We start from the raw sequence: 15,675 nt of genomic DNA on the forward strand, positions 1-15,675 counted from the left end.
GGTACGAGCAACGGTGTGGCCTTCGCCTATACCGTCCTGCCGGTGATCACGGCGGTGAGTCCGGCTTCGGGTGCGGTCGGTACCTCGGTGATCATCAGCGGCTCGGGATTCACGGGTGCGTCGTCGGTGCACTTCGGGACCGCTTCGGCGACGTTCACGGTGCTGAGCGATGCCCAGATCACGGCGACAGCTCCCGCGGGCACCGGTTCCGTCCCCGTCACCGTCACCACCTCGGCGGGCACCAGCAACGGCGTGACGTACACCTACATGCCCGCACCCGTGATCACCAGCCTGACCCCGAACCAGGGGCCGACCAGCGGCGGGAACACCGTCATCATCTCCGGCACCAACCTGTCGGGCGCGACCTCGGTGTTGTTCGGCACCCACACCGCCGCGATCACCGCCAACACCGCCTCCCAGATCACGGTCACGGCACCCGCAGGAGCGGCACAGCCGGTCAACGTCACGGTTACCACCGGGGCCGGCACCAGCAATCCGCTGCCGTACTTCTACCTGATGGCCCCGGTCGTCACCGGCCTGAATGTGACGATGGGGCCGAGTGGTGGCGGGAACACCGTCACCCTCTTCGGGTCCGGCCTGGCTCTCACCAGCGCCGTGCACTTCGGGTCCGCGGCGGCCACCAACATCACCGTGATCTCCGACAGTCAGATCACGGTCACCGCGCCTGCCGGCACGGGGACCGTCCTGGTCACGGCCACCACACCAGGCGGCACCAGCACCGTCGGGCTGGGCAACGCCTACTACATCTACGTCGCACCACCGGTCATCAACTCCCTCAGCCCTAACCAGGGTTCGGTATCCGGCGGGGACGACGTCCTGATCAGGGGAAGCAACCTCACCTACACCGACGCCGTGCTCTTCGGCACCGCCCCGGCGTCCTTCGCCGCGGTCTCCGACACGATGGTCGTGGCCACCTCACCGGCCGGTGCCGTCGGCCCGGTCACCGTCACCGTCCACTCCCCGGGCGGCACCAGCAACGGCGCCACCTTCCAGTACCAGCCGTAGCCCACTCCGAACACCGGTCCGCGGGATGAACCGTCCATCCCGCGGGCCGGGTTGTGGACTCCGTGCACGCCGACCGCGGCTCGTGCCGGGGGTCTCGCAGTCCGCCGACGCCGTCGGGGTGCCGATGCCGGTGGGGGCGTCGTACCCCGGCGTCACGGCGAAGTCGTCAGCCGCGCCGGTGGTGATGTCGAACAGGAAGACCGAGAAAGCACGGGATCCGCACAGCCAGAACAGCGGAAATATTGTATTAATGATGGTCTATTCGAGTGAATCTGAATATTCGCCGATGACACTCGCGCGAATCGTTGACATGATTGAGAGCGGGTATTCTGCGGGACAGGAATCCGCGGAAATCGTTCCCTCGATGGAGGTTCGTCATGACCAACTGCCCAGCTGTCGACGCCCGGGCCGCTCTCGCCTTCCTCCAGGGCAGCGGACTGATAAACATGAACACCACTCTGGAGCAGTTGGTCAGTGCGACCACCACGCTCGGAGAAATCTCCGGCTATGTGCTGGCCTGGGACAAGTATGTGCTCGTCGTCCCGTCCGTGACCGAGGAGGCCGCGCAGGCCTAGCTCCGGACCGCGCCCTACGGGGCGCCCGCGTCAGGCGAAACGTACGGCCGGGTTGGATCGACTCATCAGGAGGGCGGCTGTGGTTGACATGCGGCGCACGGTGGAACGCGGAGCGGTCTCCTGGCTGGCCGCACACCGCACCCGCTTCGATCCCGACACCGTCGAGACTGGGCGTGCGCTGTTCGTCCGCAAGGCGTTCGTCGAGGTCGCGTTGTTGGTCGGACTCCGTGCCCGGGCGGAGTCCGGATCCTTCGACGACGACGCCTATCGGATGCTGTTCGACCAGGTCACCGCAGTGGCGGCCCGTGATTCGTACCGTGAGCTCGTCGCACGCGACGAGCGGGCCCTGCTTCTGTACGCAGGCACCTACGCGTCACAGCGGCTGTGCGGGCAGCGTGACAGCGAATTCGAGCGCCTCATCGGCCAAGCGGTCTCCGGGCGTTATGCGGCCTGCTTCGAGCGCGTCCCCTTTCGACAGCTGGATCTGCTGCACACGCTGGAGTTGGCCGGAATCGATCACGGAATGCCGGCAGGCGACGCTGTACTGCCTTTCTCCCTGCTCTGTGCGGATCCATCCGTGCTGAAGCTGAGCGACAGTGATATTTACGCGGTCACGCATACCGTGTTCTACGCCACCGATTTCGGCCGGCGTAATCCCCGGTGGCCTGCCGGATTCGGTCCGTCCCGGGCCGTAGAACTGTTGGAGGCACTCAGCCTCCTGTGCCGCCGGAAGGAGAACGCCGACCTCGTCGCCGAAGTGCTCTGTTGCCTCCTGTGCCTGGGGGTCCAGGACTCACCCGAGATGGAACGGGCCTGGGCCTTTCTCGCCGGTGTACAGGAACCCAGCGGGCGGGTCGCCGGGCCGGACGGCATCCTCCCGCCGGAACTCGAGAATGGCGATGCGGAATACCGCGACTGGGCCACCGGCTATCACACCACGATCGTCGCAGCGCTGGCCGGGCACCTCGCCCGTGACGCGGCAGTGATCCGGCAGCCACGCCCCTCACCTCCCCGGTCCGTCGGCAACGGACGACTTGAGGCTGCGATCCGGTGTGCCACCGCCTGGCTGACCGATGCGGCCCTCGAGGCGCCCTTCGACGACGCAGTCCCGGCAGCGGGCGCAGCCGCGCGAGCCGCACGCTCGGTGGGGGAGCCGCAACTCGCCGCCCGGGCTCTCACCAGTCTCGTGCGACATGCCGACGCCCTCGCCCAGCCAGTGGCATGGAGCAGGCAGGGCGTCGACGCGGTTGCCGAGTGCGCGCGAGGCCTGTCGGCCTGTGGACTCTCCTGCGATTCCCTCGACCGGTTCCTGGCGGACACGGCAGCAGCACTCACCGGACTCACCGCCGTTCCCACGACCGCCGCTGGCGGAGTCAGGCGACTGCGGGACCTGGGCTGGCTCACCGCGCAGCAGGCGGACCCCCTCCTCGCCTCCACGGCCCCTGTGAACCTGCTGGCCGAGAACCATGCGCCCGCGGCCACTGCCATGGCCTTGGCGCAGTATGCCGACGGCCAACCGCTTCGCTTCGGCAACGACGCCGCCGCCTGGCATGCCGTCGCGGAGCGGTTCGCAGCCGCGCTGCCAGCCGCCTGCCGGAGCTATCGACTCGAAGAAGCCGCCGCGCTCCTTCAAGGGCTGGGGCTGCTCGGCTGGGCCGATCATCGTGTCACCCGCGACGGGGTCGACTTCCTGCTCTGCCAGCAGCACCCCACCGGCGCCTTCGGCTACCCGGCGCGCGACGACCCCCAGGAGCGGGCGACGGCACAACGCATCTGGACCCAGAGTTGCGTCGTCGCCCTCTCCTGCCTGTACGGCTTGTACGACGGGCGAGTGCCTCACCGCTCCCCACTTCCTCCCCGGCTTCTGGCAGCGCCGGCAGATTCGGTCACGTAGCTGGGGCGGCCACCAGTGCTGCCTGGGCCCGCTCGGCTGCCACCGGTCCTTGGCCATCGAGCCGGGCATGCGAGCGAGCCTTCCGGGAAGAGGCCCGTTCTCGAAGCGTCGTCCGGTGACTCCCGAGGCGGTCCGGACACGGCCAGCGGACAGCCGTTGTTCGCCCGGGGCAAGAAGGCCCCGCAGCCGGGTCTGTGGCATGCCGTGGTCGGCCGGTTCCTGTCGAGGCCACGTCGGCCGCTGCGTCCAAGCCGTGCGACGACGACCAACGGAGGCTCAGCATGCCGAAGGTGACACAGGACTACCTCTCACCCGCCTACGCGACCGCGGGCGACGAGGTCGCGGCCACCCTCAGGGTCCACTCCGACACCGGGTTCACCGCCCAGACGCTCATCGTGGCGGTCCGCGACGCGTTCGGTCACAACCTGGACTTCGTCGGCGCGAACAACGTGACCATCACTCCCACCGGTTACACGCTGACAACGAAGTCGAAAACCTTCCACGCCGGGACGTACACGATTTTCGGGGCCTACCTGCTGGGCGGCGTATGGCACAACCTGCCCTCGGTGGCCATGGTTGTCGCCACCGCCCAGGGCGCCCCAACCGGCCCCACCGCGGGGAAAAGCCTCGTGTGGGCCGAACACTTCGACTACCCGCTCTCCCCGGACCGGTGGAACAGCGCCGGCACCAGCGCCTACCAGTACTACACACACAACCCGGGCGACGACAAGCTCGACTGGATCCACTCCGCCAACACCGCGACCGCCAACAGCCTGGTGACCTTCACGGCCGTTCCCGGGACGGAGACGCTGGAGAACGGCAGGCAGGCGTGGGACACCGGGCTGATCACCACCGAAGGCACCCACCAGGCCTTCCAGGTGAAGACGGGCGACTACATAGAGGCCCGGGTCCGGATGCCTGCCGGGCTCGGGGCCTGGCCCGCGCTGTGGACATGGTGCAACGGCGACAACGAGGTGGACTCGTTCGAGTACCACCCGGACAACCCGAACCTGCTGGAACTCACCAACCACGTCCGCTTCGGCCAGGACTACTACACCAACGCCCAGGCCGTGGCCCCGCTGGCCTGGGTGACCATCGGCACGGTGTACGGCGCGAGTTCGGTGGACTGGTACGTCGACGGGGCCAAGGTCTTCTCCGACGGCACCGGCGTACCGGCCAGCTGGACGGCCTTCCTGATCCTCAACCTGTCCGTCGACGCCGGCGAGTTCCACCCTGTTCCGACGCCGCCCGGCCCGCTCACCTTCCAGGCGGACTACATCCGGGTCTGGCGATGAGACACACCGCAAAGGAACCACGCCATGACGACGGTCACGCAAGACCTCCTCGGCCCGGCCTACGCCACGGCCGGCGAGTCGTTCTCGGCCGTACTGAAGGTCTTCTCCGACACCACGTTCGCCGTACAGTCGCTGGTGGTCGCCGTCCGCGACAGCGCAGGCAACAACCTGGACTTCCCCGACGTGAACAACGTGGTCATCACCCCGGCCGGCTACACGCTGACCACCGCGAAGAAGAGCTTCACGGCCGGCACCTACACGACTTTTGGTGCGTACCTGCTGAACGGCGTATGGCACAACCTGCCCGCGGTCAGCATGATCATCGGCGCCGCATCCTAGTAGATCCGCCGGAGTAGATCTGCCGGGCGCGCGGTGGGCGGTGTTCCTCCGGGCCCGGTGGCGCTGGCGTGCGCTGCTGGAGCATGTGACGGAGCACGCTAGTTTGCGAGTGGCTGGGAGGTAGGCGCTGTTCAGGGCTTGGTGGAGCAGGCTGGTTTGCGAGTTCGGAGCACGGTAGGTTGCGAGCGCGGGCGCTGTTGTCGGTGTTCGCTTGTGACTGCCAGTGACTCGTTGGGGAGTCCAGCCAGACGGTGACCATAGGTCGTCGCCCGCTGGCCTGACGGTCAGTCAGCGCGCAGCCGAGGGGCGTCAGGCTGCTCCGACTCGACCTCTACAACGACCATGAGAGGAACGGGGGCCTCGACGTCGGCAGTCTCCTCCGCCCGGCGGCGCAGCTTCGACCTGAGGCTGATCAGCCCGCTCTTGACGTGCGGCGCGACAACGACCCCCAGTGCGAAGCACGTGCCGGCGATCGCCAGGACCGTCTTGGTGCCGTCGAACAGCACGGCGTGCGTGTTGAGCGTGTTGTCGTCATCCCGCACCAGCGGGCTCTTTCCGCCCGGAGTACTCGACTGCGAGGAGTTTGTGCCGGAGGGACGCTGCGTCAGCATCAGTTCCCAGATCGAGTCGCCCCAGTTGAGTTCCATGGCGCATCTGTAGGGGCGGCCAGGTGCGCCGCGGCCCGGAATGCAATGAAGATCTATCAGCGGATCGCTGTGCGACGTGCTGACCTGGATCTCCTGGAGGAGCAGTTGGTGAAGCAGCTCGCCGAGGTGCGGGTCGAGCGGGACGAGCTGGTGGTGGCCGAACGCGTGGTGCAGCGGATCAGCGAGCAGGGCTTCGGGGAGTACCTGTCCCTCGCGCCGCCGCCCGAGGAGGCGCAGGTGGGGTCCGTGACTTCCTGAACAACCTCGACTCGAATCCCGCTGCGGCCAGGTGGGTGTGCTGGCGCATCTGGAACGCGGCGAACTCGTGGTCTCGATCGTTCTTCTCATCCTGCCCTACCGTCTACGCGGCACGAGTCCGGCCTCGAAGGCGGTGATCGCCAGGTGGACGCGGTCCCGAGCTTCGAGCTTGGCGAACAGACGCGCGACATGCGTCTTCGCCGTCGCCGCGCTGATCACCAACCGCTCGGCTATCTCAGCGTTCGACAGTCCCTGTCCGACCAGTGCCAGCACCTCGCGCTCCCGGTCGGTGATCCCCGCGATGAGACTTGGGGCCGCGGCGGGCTCGGCGTCCGGTTCGGGGGCCGCGGGGCCGGACGTTCCGGCGAAGTCCGCGATCAGCCGTCGGGTCACGCTCGGCGCGATCAACGCGTCGCCGGCCGCTACCACGCGGATCGCGTCCAGGATCGCGTCCAGGGCCATGCTCTTGAGCAGGAATCCGCTGGCCCCGGCGCGCAGTGCGCCGTAGACGTACTCGTCGTCGTCGAAGGTCGTCAGCACCAGCACCTTGGGCGGGTCCGGCTCGGCGGTCGCCTGCCGGGTCGCCTCGATCCCGTCCATGCCCGGCATCCGGATGTCCATCACCACGACGTCCGGTCGCAGCTCACGCACCAGGCGCACCGCCTCGAGGCCGTTGCCGGCCTGGCCGACCACCTCCAGGTCGTCGGTGTCGCCGATCAGGATCGCGAGCCCGGCCAGCATCAGCGGCTGGTCATCGACCAGCAGCACCCGCACGCTCATGCCGGGAGCCTCGCCGTCACCCGGAATCCGCCCTCCGGACGCCGGCCCGCGCTGAACTGGCCGGACAGCAACGTCACCCGCTCGCGCATGCCGAGCAGGCCGAAGCCGCTCCCGCCGGCCGCTGCCGAGAGCCTCGGACGGCCGGGCCCGCCGAGACCGTCGTCCCCGTCGTCGACCACCTCGATCGTCACTCCTGTCGGCTCGTAACCGACCGCGACCCGGCAGGTCCGCGCACCGGAATGCCGCACCACGTTCGTCACCGACTCCTGGACGATCCGGAACGCCGACAGCTCGATCTCCGGCGGCAGCGGACGCTGCTCGCCCCGCCAGGTCACGTGGACCCGCACCCCGGCGTCGGCCGTGCGTTCGGCGAGCTGCGGGACGTCCGCCAGGCCGGCGCCCGGCGCCAGCGGAGCAGACCGCGGCATGGCGTCGTCGGGCTCGGCGCGGCGTAGTGCTCCGAGCATGCGCTGCAGCCCGAGCAGCGTCTCCCGGCTGGTGGTCTCGATGCCGGTCAGCGCCTGCCGCGTCTGCTCGGGCTTGCTCTCCACGACCCGCGCCGCCGCTCCCGACAGCACCGTGATGATCCCGATGCTGTGCGCGACGCTGTCGTGCAGTTCGCGGGCGATCCGCAGCCGCTCGGCCATGACGGCGCGGGCCTCGGTCTGCTCGTGCAGGGCTTCGAGGTATTCACGGCGTTTGCGGTACACCCCGCCGAAGACCCACGCGACCGCGAACACGAACGCGAGCTTCCCGGCCCACGGGGCCGCGTAGCCGACGGATTCCCCGTGGGAGACGAGGGTGCGCTCGACGAACGCGGTCGCGACGGCCGCGACGGAGCCGACGGCGGCAGCCGCCGGCCGCCGGGCGGCGAGGTGCCCGGCCAAGACCGGGAGCAGGAGGAGCACGATCCAGGGCCGCGCACCGAAGAGGTCGCCGAGGGCTGCTTCTTCGCCCAGGACCGCCGCGAAGACCGCCGCGGGCAGACGGCGCACCAGCAGGATCGGAAGGGCGAGCACGACGCAGACACCGATCATCTGGTCGGGCCCGAGGTCGGGGAACCGGAACGGGCCGCCGTAGTGCCGGAGCTGACCGACCGGCATCGTCCAGAAGAGCATCAGCGCGTAGAAGCAGGCGGTGGCCAGCACCACGGCCTGTGCCGTCAGCCAGGTCACGGGTGCCGATGTCGAGAAACGCTGGAGCAGCTCTTCCATACGGAGATCGTATGGATTGGCGCCGGCTCTGCGCGTCACCCCGGGGATGTACGCGGAGTACGCCGCCGGGCCGACGGCCTGGGGGGGAGAGGTGACATCCGCCGGCCGGCGCGATGGATCACGGTCCGTTCCTAGGTTCATGGCCATGACGAATGAGCCGATGATCGATCTCCAAGACGCGACGAAGAAATATGATGACGGCCCGCCCGCGCTGGCCGGGGTGAGCCTGTCCGTGGCGGCTGGTGAGTGCGTGGCGATCCTCGGCCATTCCGGCAGCGGCAAGTCGACGCTGCTGAACCTGGTCGCGGGTCTGGACAAGCCTTCCAGCGGCACCGTGACCGTCAACGGAACCCGGGTCGACCAACTCGGCGAGGCCGGTTCAGCGAAGTACCGACGGGCTTCCATCGGCATGATCTTCCAGTTCTTCAACCTCCTCGATGACCTGACGGTGCTGGACAACGTGATGGTTCCGGCGCAGTTGGCCGGGATGGGCAAGGGCGAGGTGAAGCGGCGGGCGACCGAGCTGCTCACCTCGCTGGGCATCGACCGGCACGCCAAGGCCTACCCGCAGCGGCTGTCCGGCGGTCAGCGGCAGCGGGTGGCGGTGGCCAGGGCCCTGATGAACCGGCCGGCGTTGCTGCTGGCCGACGAGCCGACCGGCGCGCTGGACTCGCGCTCGGCCGAGGACGTGCGCCGGCTGCTGCTGGATCTGAACGCCGAGGGTCAGACCATCCTGCTGGTGACCCACGACATCCAGCTGGCCGCGAACACCGCGCGACGCACGATCGAGCTGGTGGACGGTGCCGTGGCCCGGGACGTGGTCAACACGGTCAGCGGCGCCACCTCCAACAGCTCGGCGGGAGCGGTCCGATGACGCGGCTCCCAGCGCTGCCGTCCCAGCGCCTGTACGAGGTTTCCTTCCGGGCCGTGGCCCGTCTGCTGCCGGCGGCGGGCCGATGAGCGCCCTCGGCAAGGTCGTGCGCTCCGGCGTCGGCCGGCGTCGTGTGCAGTCCCTCGTCATGGCCCTGACGACGTTCGCGGCCGTCACCTCCTCGGTGCTCTCGCTCGGTCTGCTGGCCGCCGTGCAGACTCCGTTCGAGAACGCCTTCAAGGCCCGCAACGGCGCGCATCTGTCGGTCCAGTTCGACGGCTCGAAGACCACTGCCGCGCAGGCCGCCGCCACCGCGCACGCCGCCGGCGTCACCGAGGCGTCCGGGCCGTACCCGGTCACCTCCGCCCTGAACACGAGCTTCGGCACGGACTGCACCGCGAACATCGCCCCGGGCATGCCGATGGCCGGTCGCGCCGACCAGCCGGTCATCGCCACCACCCGGCCCGACCTGGCCGGCACCTCCGGCCTGGACCATCTGGCCCTGGTCGATGGCAGGTGGCCGACCACCGCGAACGAGATCGTCCTGGCCTCATGGGACCATCACTGCGCAGACGGTTCCGTGGTGTTCGACTCGCTGCTGGGCAAGCCCTCGTTCAAGGTCGTCGGCCTGGCGAACTCGCTGACCAACACCGCGACCGGCTTCCTCACCGGCGACGGCTTCGCGCGGATGACCGCCGCCGGCGCCAAGACCGACGAGCAGATGCTCTACCGGTTCGCCAAATCCGGGACCGACGCCGACCTCATCACGGACAAGCAGACGATCGCCGCCGCCGCGCCGGCCGGCTCGGTCGAGAGCGGACAGTCCTACCTGACCGTGGAGAAGCAGGCCGTCGGCAGCGCGAAGTCCTTCGTGCCGTTCCTGATCGTCTTCGGCGTCCTCGGTCTGTTCCTGTCGGTGCTGATCATCGCGATCGTGGTCAGCGGCGCGGTGGTCTCGGGAATCCGGCGCATCGGGATCCTGAAGTCGCTCGGCTTCACCCCCTGGCAGGTGGCCCGCGCCTACGCCGCACAAGCCCTGATCCCGGCGACGATCGGCGTGGTGGGCGGCACGCTGTTCGGCAACCTGCTGGCCGTTCCGGTCCTGGGCAGTGCCAGCAAGGATCTCGGTGCCGCCGACGCCGGCCTGCCGGTGCGGGTCAGCCTCGTCGTGCCGATCGGCACCCTGATCATCGTCGGTGTCACCGCGCTCATCCCGGCACTTCGGGCCGGCCGCATGCCGGCGGTGCAGACCCTGGTCGTCGGCCGCGCCCCCAAGGCCAAGCGCGGCCAAGGCGCGCAGCGCCTGGCAAGCAGGCTGCCGCTGCCCCGGCCGATGTCGCTGGGACTGGCCCAACCGTTCGCCAAGCCGGCCCGGGCCGCGCTGGTCGGCGCCGCGGTGCTGTTCGGTGCGGTCAGCGTCACCTTCGCGATCGGGCTGGAGACCACGTTCACCAAGTACATGGACGCGGATACCACCGGTTTCAGGGCCGCGTCGATGATCGTGGTGCCCGCCGGCACGCCCTCCGGCTTCCACGCCCCCGGCGGCGGCCCTGCCAATCCCCACCTGGACTCCACCGGGGTGGCCGCCGCGCTCGCCTCGGTCCCGGGCACGAAGGCCGCGTTCGGCTGGGGCGACAGCGGCGCGACCGTGATCGGCGCGCCGACGGGTGACCACACGAATGTGGACACCACCACCGGCGACCTGTCCTGGACCAACCTGGGGCTGCTGCACGGCCGCTTCTACCAGAACCCCGGCGAAGCCGTGATCAACGACCACCTGGCCTCGACGGCCGGGATGCACGTCGGCGACACCGTCACCGTGACGCAGGACAACAAGCGACTGCCGCTGCGGATCGTCGGCATCGACTTCGATGCCAGCGGCAACGGGGTCGTGATGACCGATTCGGCCACGTTCACCGCCGCCGGTCTGACGCCGTACATCACCCAGTTCAACGTCGAGCTGGCCGACAACGTCAGCGGCCCGGACTGGTCCGCCTCCGCCGCCCCCGCGCTGACCCCGCTGCACGCCGCAGCCAGCCCGAACATTACGTACGAGAACTACACGGTGCTCACCATGATTGCCCTGGTGGCCACCCTCACACTGATGATGATCGCGGTCGCCGCGCTCGGCGTGCTGAACACCGTGGTGCAGGACACCCGGGAACGGATCCACGACCTGGGGATCTTCAAGGCCCTCGGGATGACACCCAAGCAGACCATCGCGATGGTGCTGACCTCGGTGAGCCTCACCGGCCTGGTCGCCGGGCTGATCGGGGTCCCGATCGGGATGGCGGTGGAGAAGGCGACGCTGACCCAGATGGGGAGCGCGATCGGCAGGAACCTGCCGCCGAGCGTGACCCACGTCTACACCGCCGGGATACTGCTCCCGCTGCTGGCCGGCGGGATCGCGATCGCCCTGCTCGGGGCACTGCTGCCGGCCGGCTGGGCGGCGCGCTCCCGGACCGCCACCGCGCTGCGGACCGAGTAGAACCTGTCGCTCGTAGCACTAATGTTTCTCCGCCTTGATCGGCGGGTGGGGCCCGGGGGACCTTGACACACGTCCAGTCAAGGCCCTCGGGCCCCGAGGGGTGGTCTGTCTGCCGCTATAGGCAGCTTCTCCGGATCTACTCCTGAACGAGGTCGTAGACAGCCCGTTGAGGGTCGGTTTTGACGATGAGCCCGTCCGCGCACAGGTCTCGCAGGAGTCCAGCACGAGCAGCAGCCGCTGTTCCTCCAACGACTCGAACCCGTGGTGACGGCCGGTGGGCACCATGAACTGCAGACCCGGACGGTGCCCCTGCCGGGCCCGCCAGGTGAAGCCCCGCACCGGCCGCGACGACAGCACCGGCACCCCGGCCATGTCCCGTACTGGCCAGGCCACCTTCCCCTCGCCCACCAGCCACGTCCCGCGCCACCGCCGCGTCCAACCGTCCCCGAGCCGCAGCCGGTCGCGGAACGGCGAGTCGTCGTACGCGCAGGCCAGCTCCAGCAGGCCGCACGCATCGGATCGGATCAACGCCTTCGGCGTCACCGGGTCACCCATGACCCCAGGACAACACCCCTCCTCGGGCTGCCGTACCGGATCACCGAAGTTGTTCGTAACTCACCGTGATCTGATCACTCCGCAGGGGCGTACTCGCAAGGTAGTTTGCTCCACTCGCAAACTACGGTGCTCCATCGCAAGCACTGGAGGGATCCACGGGCATCTATCTGAAAATAAAAATCAACAAGAGTTAAAGTTTTGGGTCAATGTAAATGGCTAACTGGAGTGGCTAATGGTGTGTTAGGTTGAGTCCTGGAGGTGAGGCTTCATGCCCACGCAGGACGAGTTGTTCGCGGCGGTGGACGCGCTGCTGGCCGGTGTCGAGCCGGGGCTGCAGCTGCCGGAGCCGGCCGAGCGGGCCCGGCTGCGGGAGGCCGCCGGGGTCACCCAAGCACAGCTGGCGAAGGTGTTGCAGTCGAGCACGCAGACGGTGAAGAACTACGAGAACGGCCGCTCGACGCCGAAGCCGCCGCGCCTGGAGGCGTACGCGCGGCTGCTGGAGGGGTGGTCGGCGAAGTACCCCGCCCCGGCCGCCGCCCCGGCCGCCTCGACGGTCGACCAGGTGCCGGCTTCCTTCGCTCCGGCGCCCGCCCCGGTGGAGGTCGAGCCGCAGCCCGCCGCCGACCCGGTGGAGGACTCCGAGGCCGCCCCGCAGGCTCCCACCGTTGCGGCGGCCCTTCCCACTGCGGCGCGCCCGAGTGGGCAGCCGCTGCGCCGTGCCGCGCGCCCGGCCCCGTACTTCGACGGCCAGTACCCCAACGGCCCGCTGGCCGTGCTGGACGGCGACGGCATCGCCTACGGGGTTGGCGGCCTGATCCTGGATTGCCCGGCGACCACGCTGGCGCAACTGGTCACCTGGGCGCTGGTCGAGTCCGGCCTGGGCACCGCGCGGCTGCACCGCAACGGCAAGGACTCCGATCCGCTGATCGTGCTCACCGCGGCCGCCGTCGAGAAGTTCGGGCTGCCGTTGACTCTGGACGACGACCCGGCGACCCGCCGCTCGCAGCGGTTGCCAGAGGACCACAAGGTCGTCAAGGCGCTGGCCCGCTCGAAGTGGCAGCTCACTCGCCGCGGTTTCGGCCCGTGGGCCAGGATCTACAAGCCGGTCAAGGACGGCCGACGCCAGTGCGTGCAGCTCGCCGTCCTGCCCTGGCGCGCCCTGGACCTCCGCGCGTGGGGTGACGCCGCGAGCCTGCCGGCGCCGGACCTGGCCCGCGTGCTCGGCGTCTACGCCCAACGCGTCATCACCCCCCGCGGCTCCAGCGCCACCTGCGGCCTGGAGCTGATGACGGCGCTGCGCCCGCCGACGCGGGCCGTGCGGGACGAAGCCACGGGCGGGTGGGTGTCCGGGCCGAACCCGGGCGCGCTGACCGAGGTCGTCGAGGCGGCGCCGCCGGAGGTCCCGCCGGAGCACCCGGCCGCGCAGGGCTGGACCGGTGGGTTCCTGGACGAGGAGTCGTACCAGTGGATCCGCCCGGTCGAGACCCTCTCCGAGGCGGAGATGGTGCTGCCGTTCGCGGTGGGCATCGACATCAACACCGCCTACCTCGCCGCCGCCGCCCGCCTGTCGGTCGGCCTGTCCGGTCCGGTCCACGTCCGCCAGCCGGCCTTCGACAAGAAGAAGCCGGGCTCCTGGTTCGTCGACCTGTCCCGCGTCCCGACCGACCCGCGCCTCCCCAGCCCGTTCACCCCGACCGGCAAGCCCCCCGAGGGCCCGGCCTGGTACGCCACCCCCACCGTCGCCTACGCCCAGGAGCTCGGCCACGACGTCCAGCCGGTCGAGGCGTACCTGCGCGAGCAGACCGGCGCCTACCTCGACCCGTGGCACGACCGGCTCCGCGAGGCGTACGTGACCACGATGGCCGAGGCCGGCATCCCCACCGAGAAGGACAGCGACGAGCGCGCCTTCCTGGCCGCGATGACCGCGCACCGCCTCCTCAAGGGCGCGGGCGAGGACCTGGACGCGCTGCGCCAGGCGCTCGCCGCCGAGGGCCTCGGGCACCTGGCGGCGATGGGTGACGACCAGCTCGCCTCCGCCGTGTGGCGCCACCACCAGATCGCCATGGTCCTCTCGGCGGTGAAGTCGACGGTGAAGTTCGGGATCGGCAAGCTGCGCGAGCGCCCCCAGGGCCTGACCTACAAGTCCGGTGAGCCGTGGTCGGCGCTGGAGCGGCCGACCTGGCGCCCGGACATCAGGGCCGCGGTCATCGCCAAGGCCCGCGTCAACATGCACCGGAAGATGGCGAACGTGGCGAAGGCGAACGGCCGGTACCCGCTCGGCGTGAACAACGACTGCGTCGTCTACGCGAGCCCCGGCGCGTCGCCACTGGACTTCCTGCCGCTCACCGGCTCCGGCAAGGGCGTGCTCCCCGGCACGTTCCGCCTCGGCGCCACGCCGGGCCTGGCGAAGGTCGAGGGAGTGCAGCAGATGCTCACCGTCGTGGACTGGCTGGAGCGCGAGCAGCCGATCAACCCGGCCCGGCACATCAAGGGCTACGACTCCAGCGCCGTCGAGGGGAAGTAGGAGGCTGTGGAGGAGATCACCGACGCGATCGACCGGGCGGCGCCCGAGCACTTCACCCAGAGCCTGCCGAAGTCCGCGCAGGCCCAGATGAGGGCGCTGGTCAAGGCCGCCAAGGGAGACAAGAAGGCGGTCGCGGCCAGCTTGGGCGTCGACCCGAACACGGTGCGGCGCTACCTCAAGGGCGAGCGCAAGCACCCGCGCTCCGCGCTGCGCGAGGCCCTGGTCCGCGAGCTCCAGAAGGTGTGGCAGCCCGGCATCCGCCGCCAGGCCCGCAAGAAGGCCGCCACCAGCACGGGAATCACGGTGGAGGTGTGGGCGTACTTCGGCTACACCGCCCCTGCCGGCACCACCGACGAGGCCCGGCTGCGGCACCTGACCGTCCACCTCCCCCCGGAGTACGCCGACCGTCTCTTCGCCGCCCAGGACCGGGGCGCCAGCGACCAGGAGATGCGCGAGATCATGGCCGAGGGATTCCAGGAAATCTACTTCAAGGACGGCGGACGCGCGCAGGGACTCGAAGTCGAATTCACCGGAATCCAGGCGATCGACGTGCAGTACTAGCAGGAACAGGGAGCGCGGCCCGCAGCAGCAGCGACGCTGCCGGACGGGAAGGCCCGGACCCGCCAGGCCTGGTACGAACAGGACCGGCTCCGCGAGGTCGACCTGGGCGCCCTCAAACCGGTCGTCGGTCCCGACCTGACCGGCTGTCAGCGCTACGAGGGCACCCTGGAGCTCAACCGCACCGGCCCGTTCGGCTGCACGGTCCGGGTCCTCCCCAGCCACCCGCTGCTCGATCGGCGGGAAGGAGGGCCCGGAGCTGGAGCTGCGGGAGAAGGCCGGCCCGGACCGGTTGGAGTGCCCCGGGGGCGTGGAAGGCCCGCGCGGGGAAGGGCTTGGGCCCGCTGGTGCTGCCGGGGAGCCGTGCGCCTCGACTCAGGTGAAGGTGATGACGAGCACGGCGGCCGCCAGCAGGAGGACAACCGTCAACGACGGCGCACCGGGGCGCCCGCCGGGCCCGGAGGTGACGGCGACCCACGAGACGATGGGGACCGCCAGCGAGAGGACGACCGCCAGCCGCGCCACGGTACCGGTGGGAACCCCGGCGGCCTCGGCCCCCTAGTACTGCAACCGCACTTGATCATGGTTGACTTGGCGAGTGGTTGATCTTGGGGTGGGGCAGGTCGAGGAGTGGAAGGCGGCGCTGGCGGG

Annotated in this window: 14 protein-coding genes; 10 read left to right on the forward strand and 4 right to left on the reverse strand. The window is 69.8% G+C overall.

Annotated elements, in window-relative coordinates:
* The 5 genes from ACWC9T_RS17455 to ACWC9T_RS17475 form a co-directional block, all read left to right on the forward strand.
* On the forward strand, positions 1 to 1,026 hold a 1,026-nt coding region (locus tag ACWC9T_RS17455), incomplete at its 5' end, for an IPT/TIG domain-containing protein (RefSeq protein ID WP_449821916.1).
* 377 nt (positions 1,027 to 1,403) lie between these two features.
* Positions 1,404 to 1,601 carry a hypothetical protein gene (locus ACWC9T_RS17460; RefSeq protein ID WP_449821917.1) on the forward strand — a complete coding sequence of 66 codons (198 nt, stop codon included), beginning with the start codon at positions 1,404 to 1,406 and terminating at the stop codon, positions 1,599 to 1,601.
* A gap of 88 nt (positions 1,602 to 1,689) precedes the next feature.
* The gene (locus ACWC9T_RS17465) at positions 1,690 to 3,495 is read left to right on the forward strand and encodes a DUF6895 family protein (protein ID WP_449821931.1); all 1,806 of its coding nucleotides are present in this window, start codon (positions 1,690 to 1,692) and stop codon (positions 3,493 to 3,495) included.
* Between the two features lie 281 nt (positions 3,496 to 3,776).
* Positions 3,777 to 4,790, forward strand: coding sequence for a glycoside hydrolase family 16 protein (locus tag ACWC9T_RS17470; protein ID WP_449821918.1), 1,014 nt, complete (start codon positions 3,777 to 3,779; stop codon positions 4,788 to 4,790).
* 24 nt (positions 4,791 to 4,814) lie between these two features.
* On the forward strand, positions 4,815 to 5,129 hold the full coding sequence (locus ACWC9T_RS17475; protein WP_449821919.1) for a hypothetical protein: 315 nt from the start codon (positions 4,815 to 4,817) through the stop codon (positions 5,127 to 5,129).
* A 284-nt stretch (positions 5,130 to 5,413) separates the two neighbouring features.
* Here ACWC9T_RS17475 and ACWC9T_RS17480 read toward each other — a convergent pair whose 3' ends face one another.
* Positions 5,414 to 5,776 carry a hypothetical protein gene (locus ACWC9T_RS17480; protein ID WP_449821920.1) on the reverse strand — a complete coding sequence of 121 codons (363 nt, stop codon included), beginning with the start codon at positions 5,774 to 5,776 and terminating at the stop codon, positions 5,414 to 5,416.
* Positions 5,777 to 5,821: 45 nt separating this feature from the next.
* Between ACWC9T_RS17480 and ACWC9T_RS17485 the strand changes: the two genes are divergently transcribed.
* A complete protein-coding gene (locus ACWC9T_RS17485) occupies positions 5,822 to 6,034 on the forward strand; it encodes a hypothetical protein (protein ID WP_449821921.1) in 213 nt (70 codons plus the stop codon).
* 96 nt (positions 6,035 to 6,130) lie between these two features.
* Here ACWC9T_RS17485 and ACWC9T_RS17490 read toward each other — a convergent pair whose 3' ends face one another.
* Both ACWC9T_RS17490 and ACWC9T_RS17495 read right to left on the reverse strand, forming a co-directional pair.
* Complete coding sequence (locus ACWC9T_RS17490) at positions 6,131 to 6,814, reverse strand: response regulator (protein ID WP_449821922.1); 684 nt, start codon at positions 6,812 to 6,814, stop codon at positions 6,131 to 6,133.
* Positions 6,811 to 7,989, reverse strand: coding sequence for a sensor histidine kinase (locus ACWC9T_RS17495; protein ID WP_449821923.1), 1,179 nt, complete (start codon positions 7,987 to 7,989; stop codon positions 6,811 to 6,813). Before ACWC9T_RS17495 ends, ACWC9T_RS17490 begins: the two co-directional genes overlap by 4 nt.
* A gap of 184 nt (positions 7,990 to 8,173) precedes the next feature.
* Here ACWC9T_RS17495 and ACWC9T_RS17500 point away from each other — a divergent pair, with 184 nt between their 5' ends.
* From ACWC9T_RS17500 to tpg, 4 genes are all read left to right on the forward strand, one after another.
* Positions 8,174 to 8,902, forward strand: coding sequence for an ABC transporter ATP-binding protein (locus tag ACWC9T_RS17500; protein WP_449821932.1), 729 nt, complete (start codon positions 8,174 to 8,176; stop codon positions 8,900 to 8,902).
* An 82-nt stretch (positions 8,903 to 8,984) separates the two neighbouring features.
* Positions 8,985 to 11,387, forward strand: a complete 2,403-nt coding sequence (locus ACWC9T_RS17505) for an ABC transporter permease (RefSeq protein ID WP_449821924.1) — start codon at positions 8,985 to 8,987, stop codon at positions 11,385 to 11,387.
* Between the two features lie 823 nt (positions 11,388 to 12,210).
* The gene (gene tap / locus ACWC9T_RS17510; protein WP_449821925.1) at positions 12,211 to 14,466 is read left to right on the forward strand and encodes a telomere-associated protein Tap; all 2,256 of its coding nucleotides are present in this window, start codon (positions 12,211 to 12,213) and stop codon (positions 14,464 to 14,466) included.
* A 6-nt stretch (positions 14,467 to 14,472) separates the two neighbouring features.
* A complete protein-coding gene (gene tpg / locus ACWC9T_RS17515; protein WP_449821926.1) occupies positions 14,473 to 15,027 on the forward strand; it encodes a telomere-protecting terminal protein Tpg in 555 nt (184 codons plus the stop codon).
* Positions 15,028 to 15,399: 372 nt separating this feature from the next.
* Here tpg and ACWC9T_RS17520 read toward each other — a convergent pair whose 3' ends face one another.
* Positions 15,400 to 15,549: a hypothetical protein gene (locus tag ACWC9T_RS17520; protein WP_449821927.1), complete on the reverse strand. Its 150-nt coding sequence runs from the start codon at positions 15,547 to 15,549 to the stop codon at positions 15,400 to 15,402.
* Positions 15,550 to 15,675 lie beyond the last annotated feature (126 nt).

The organism is Kitasatospora sp. NPDC001159 (genome assembly GCF_053598235.1).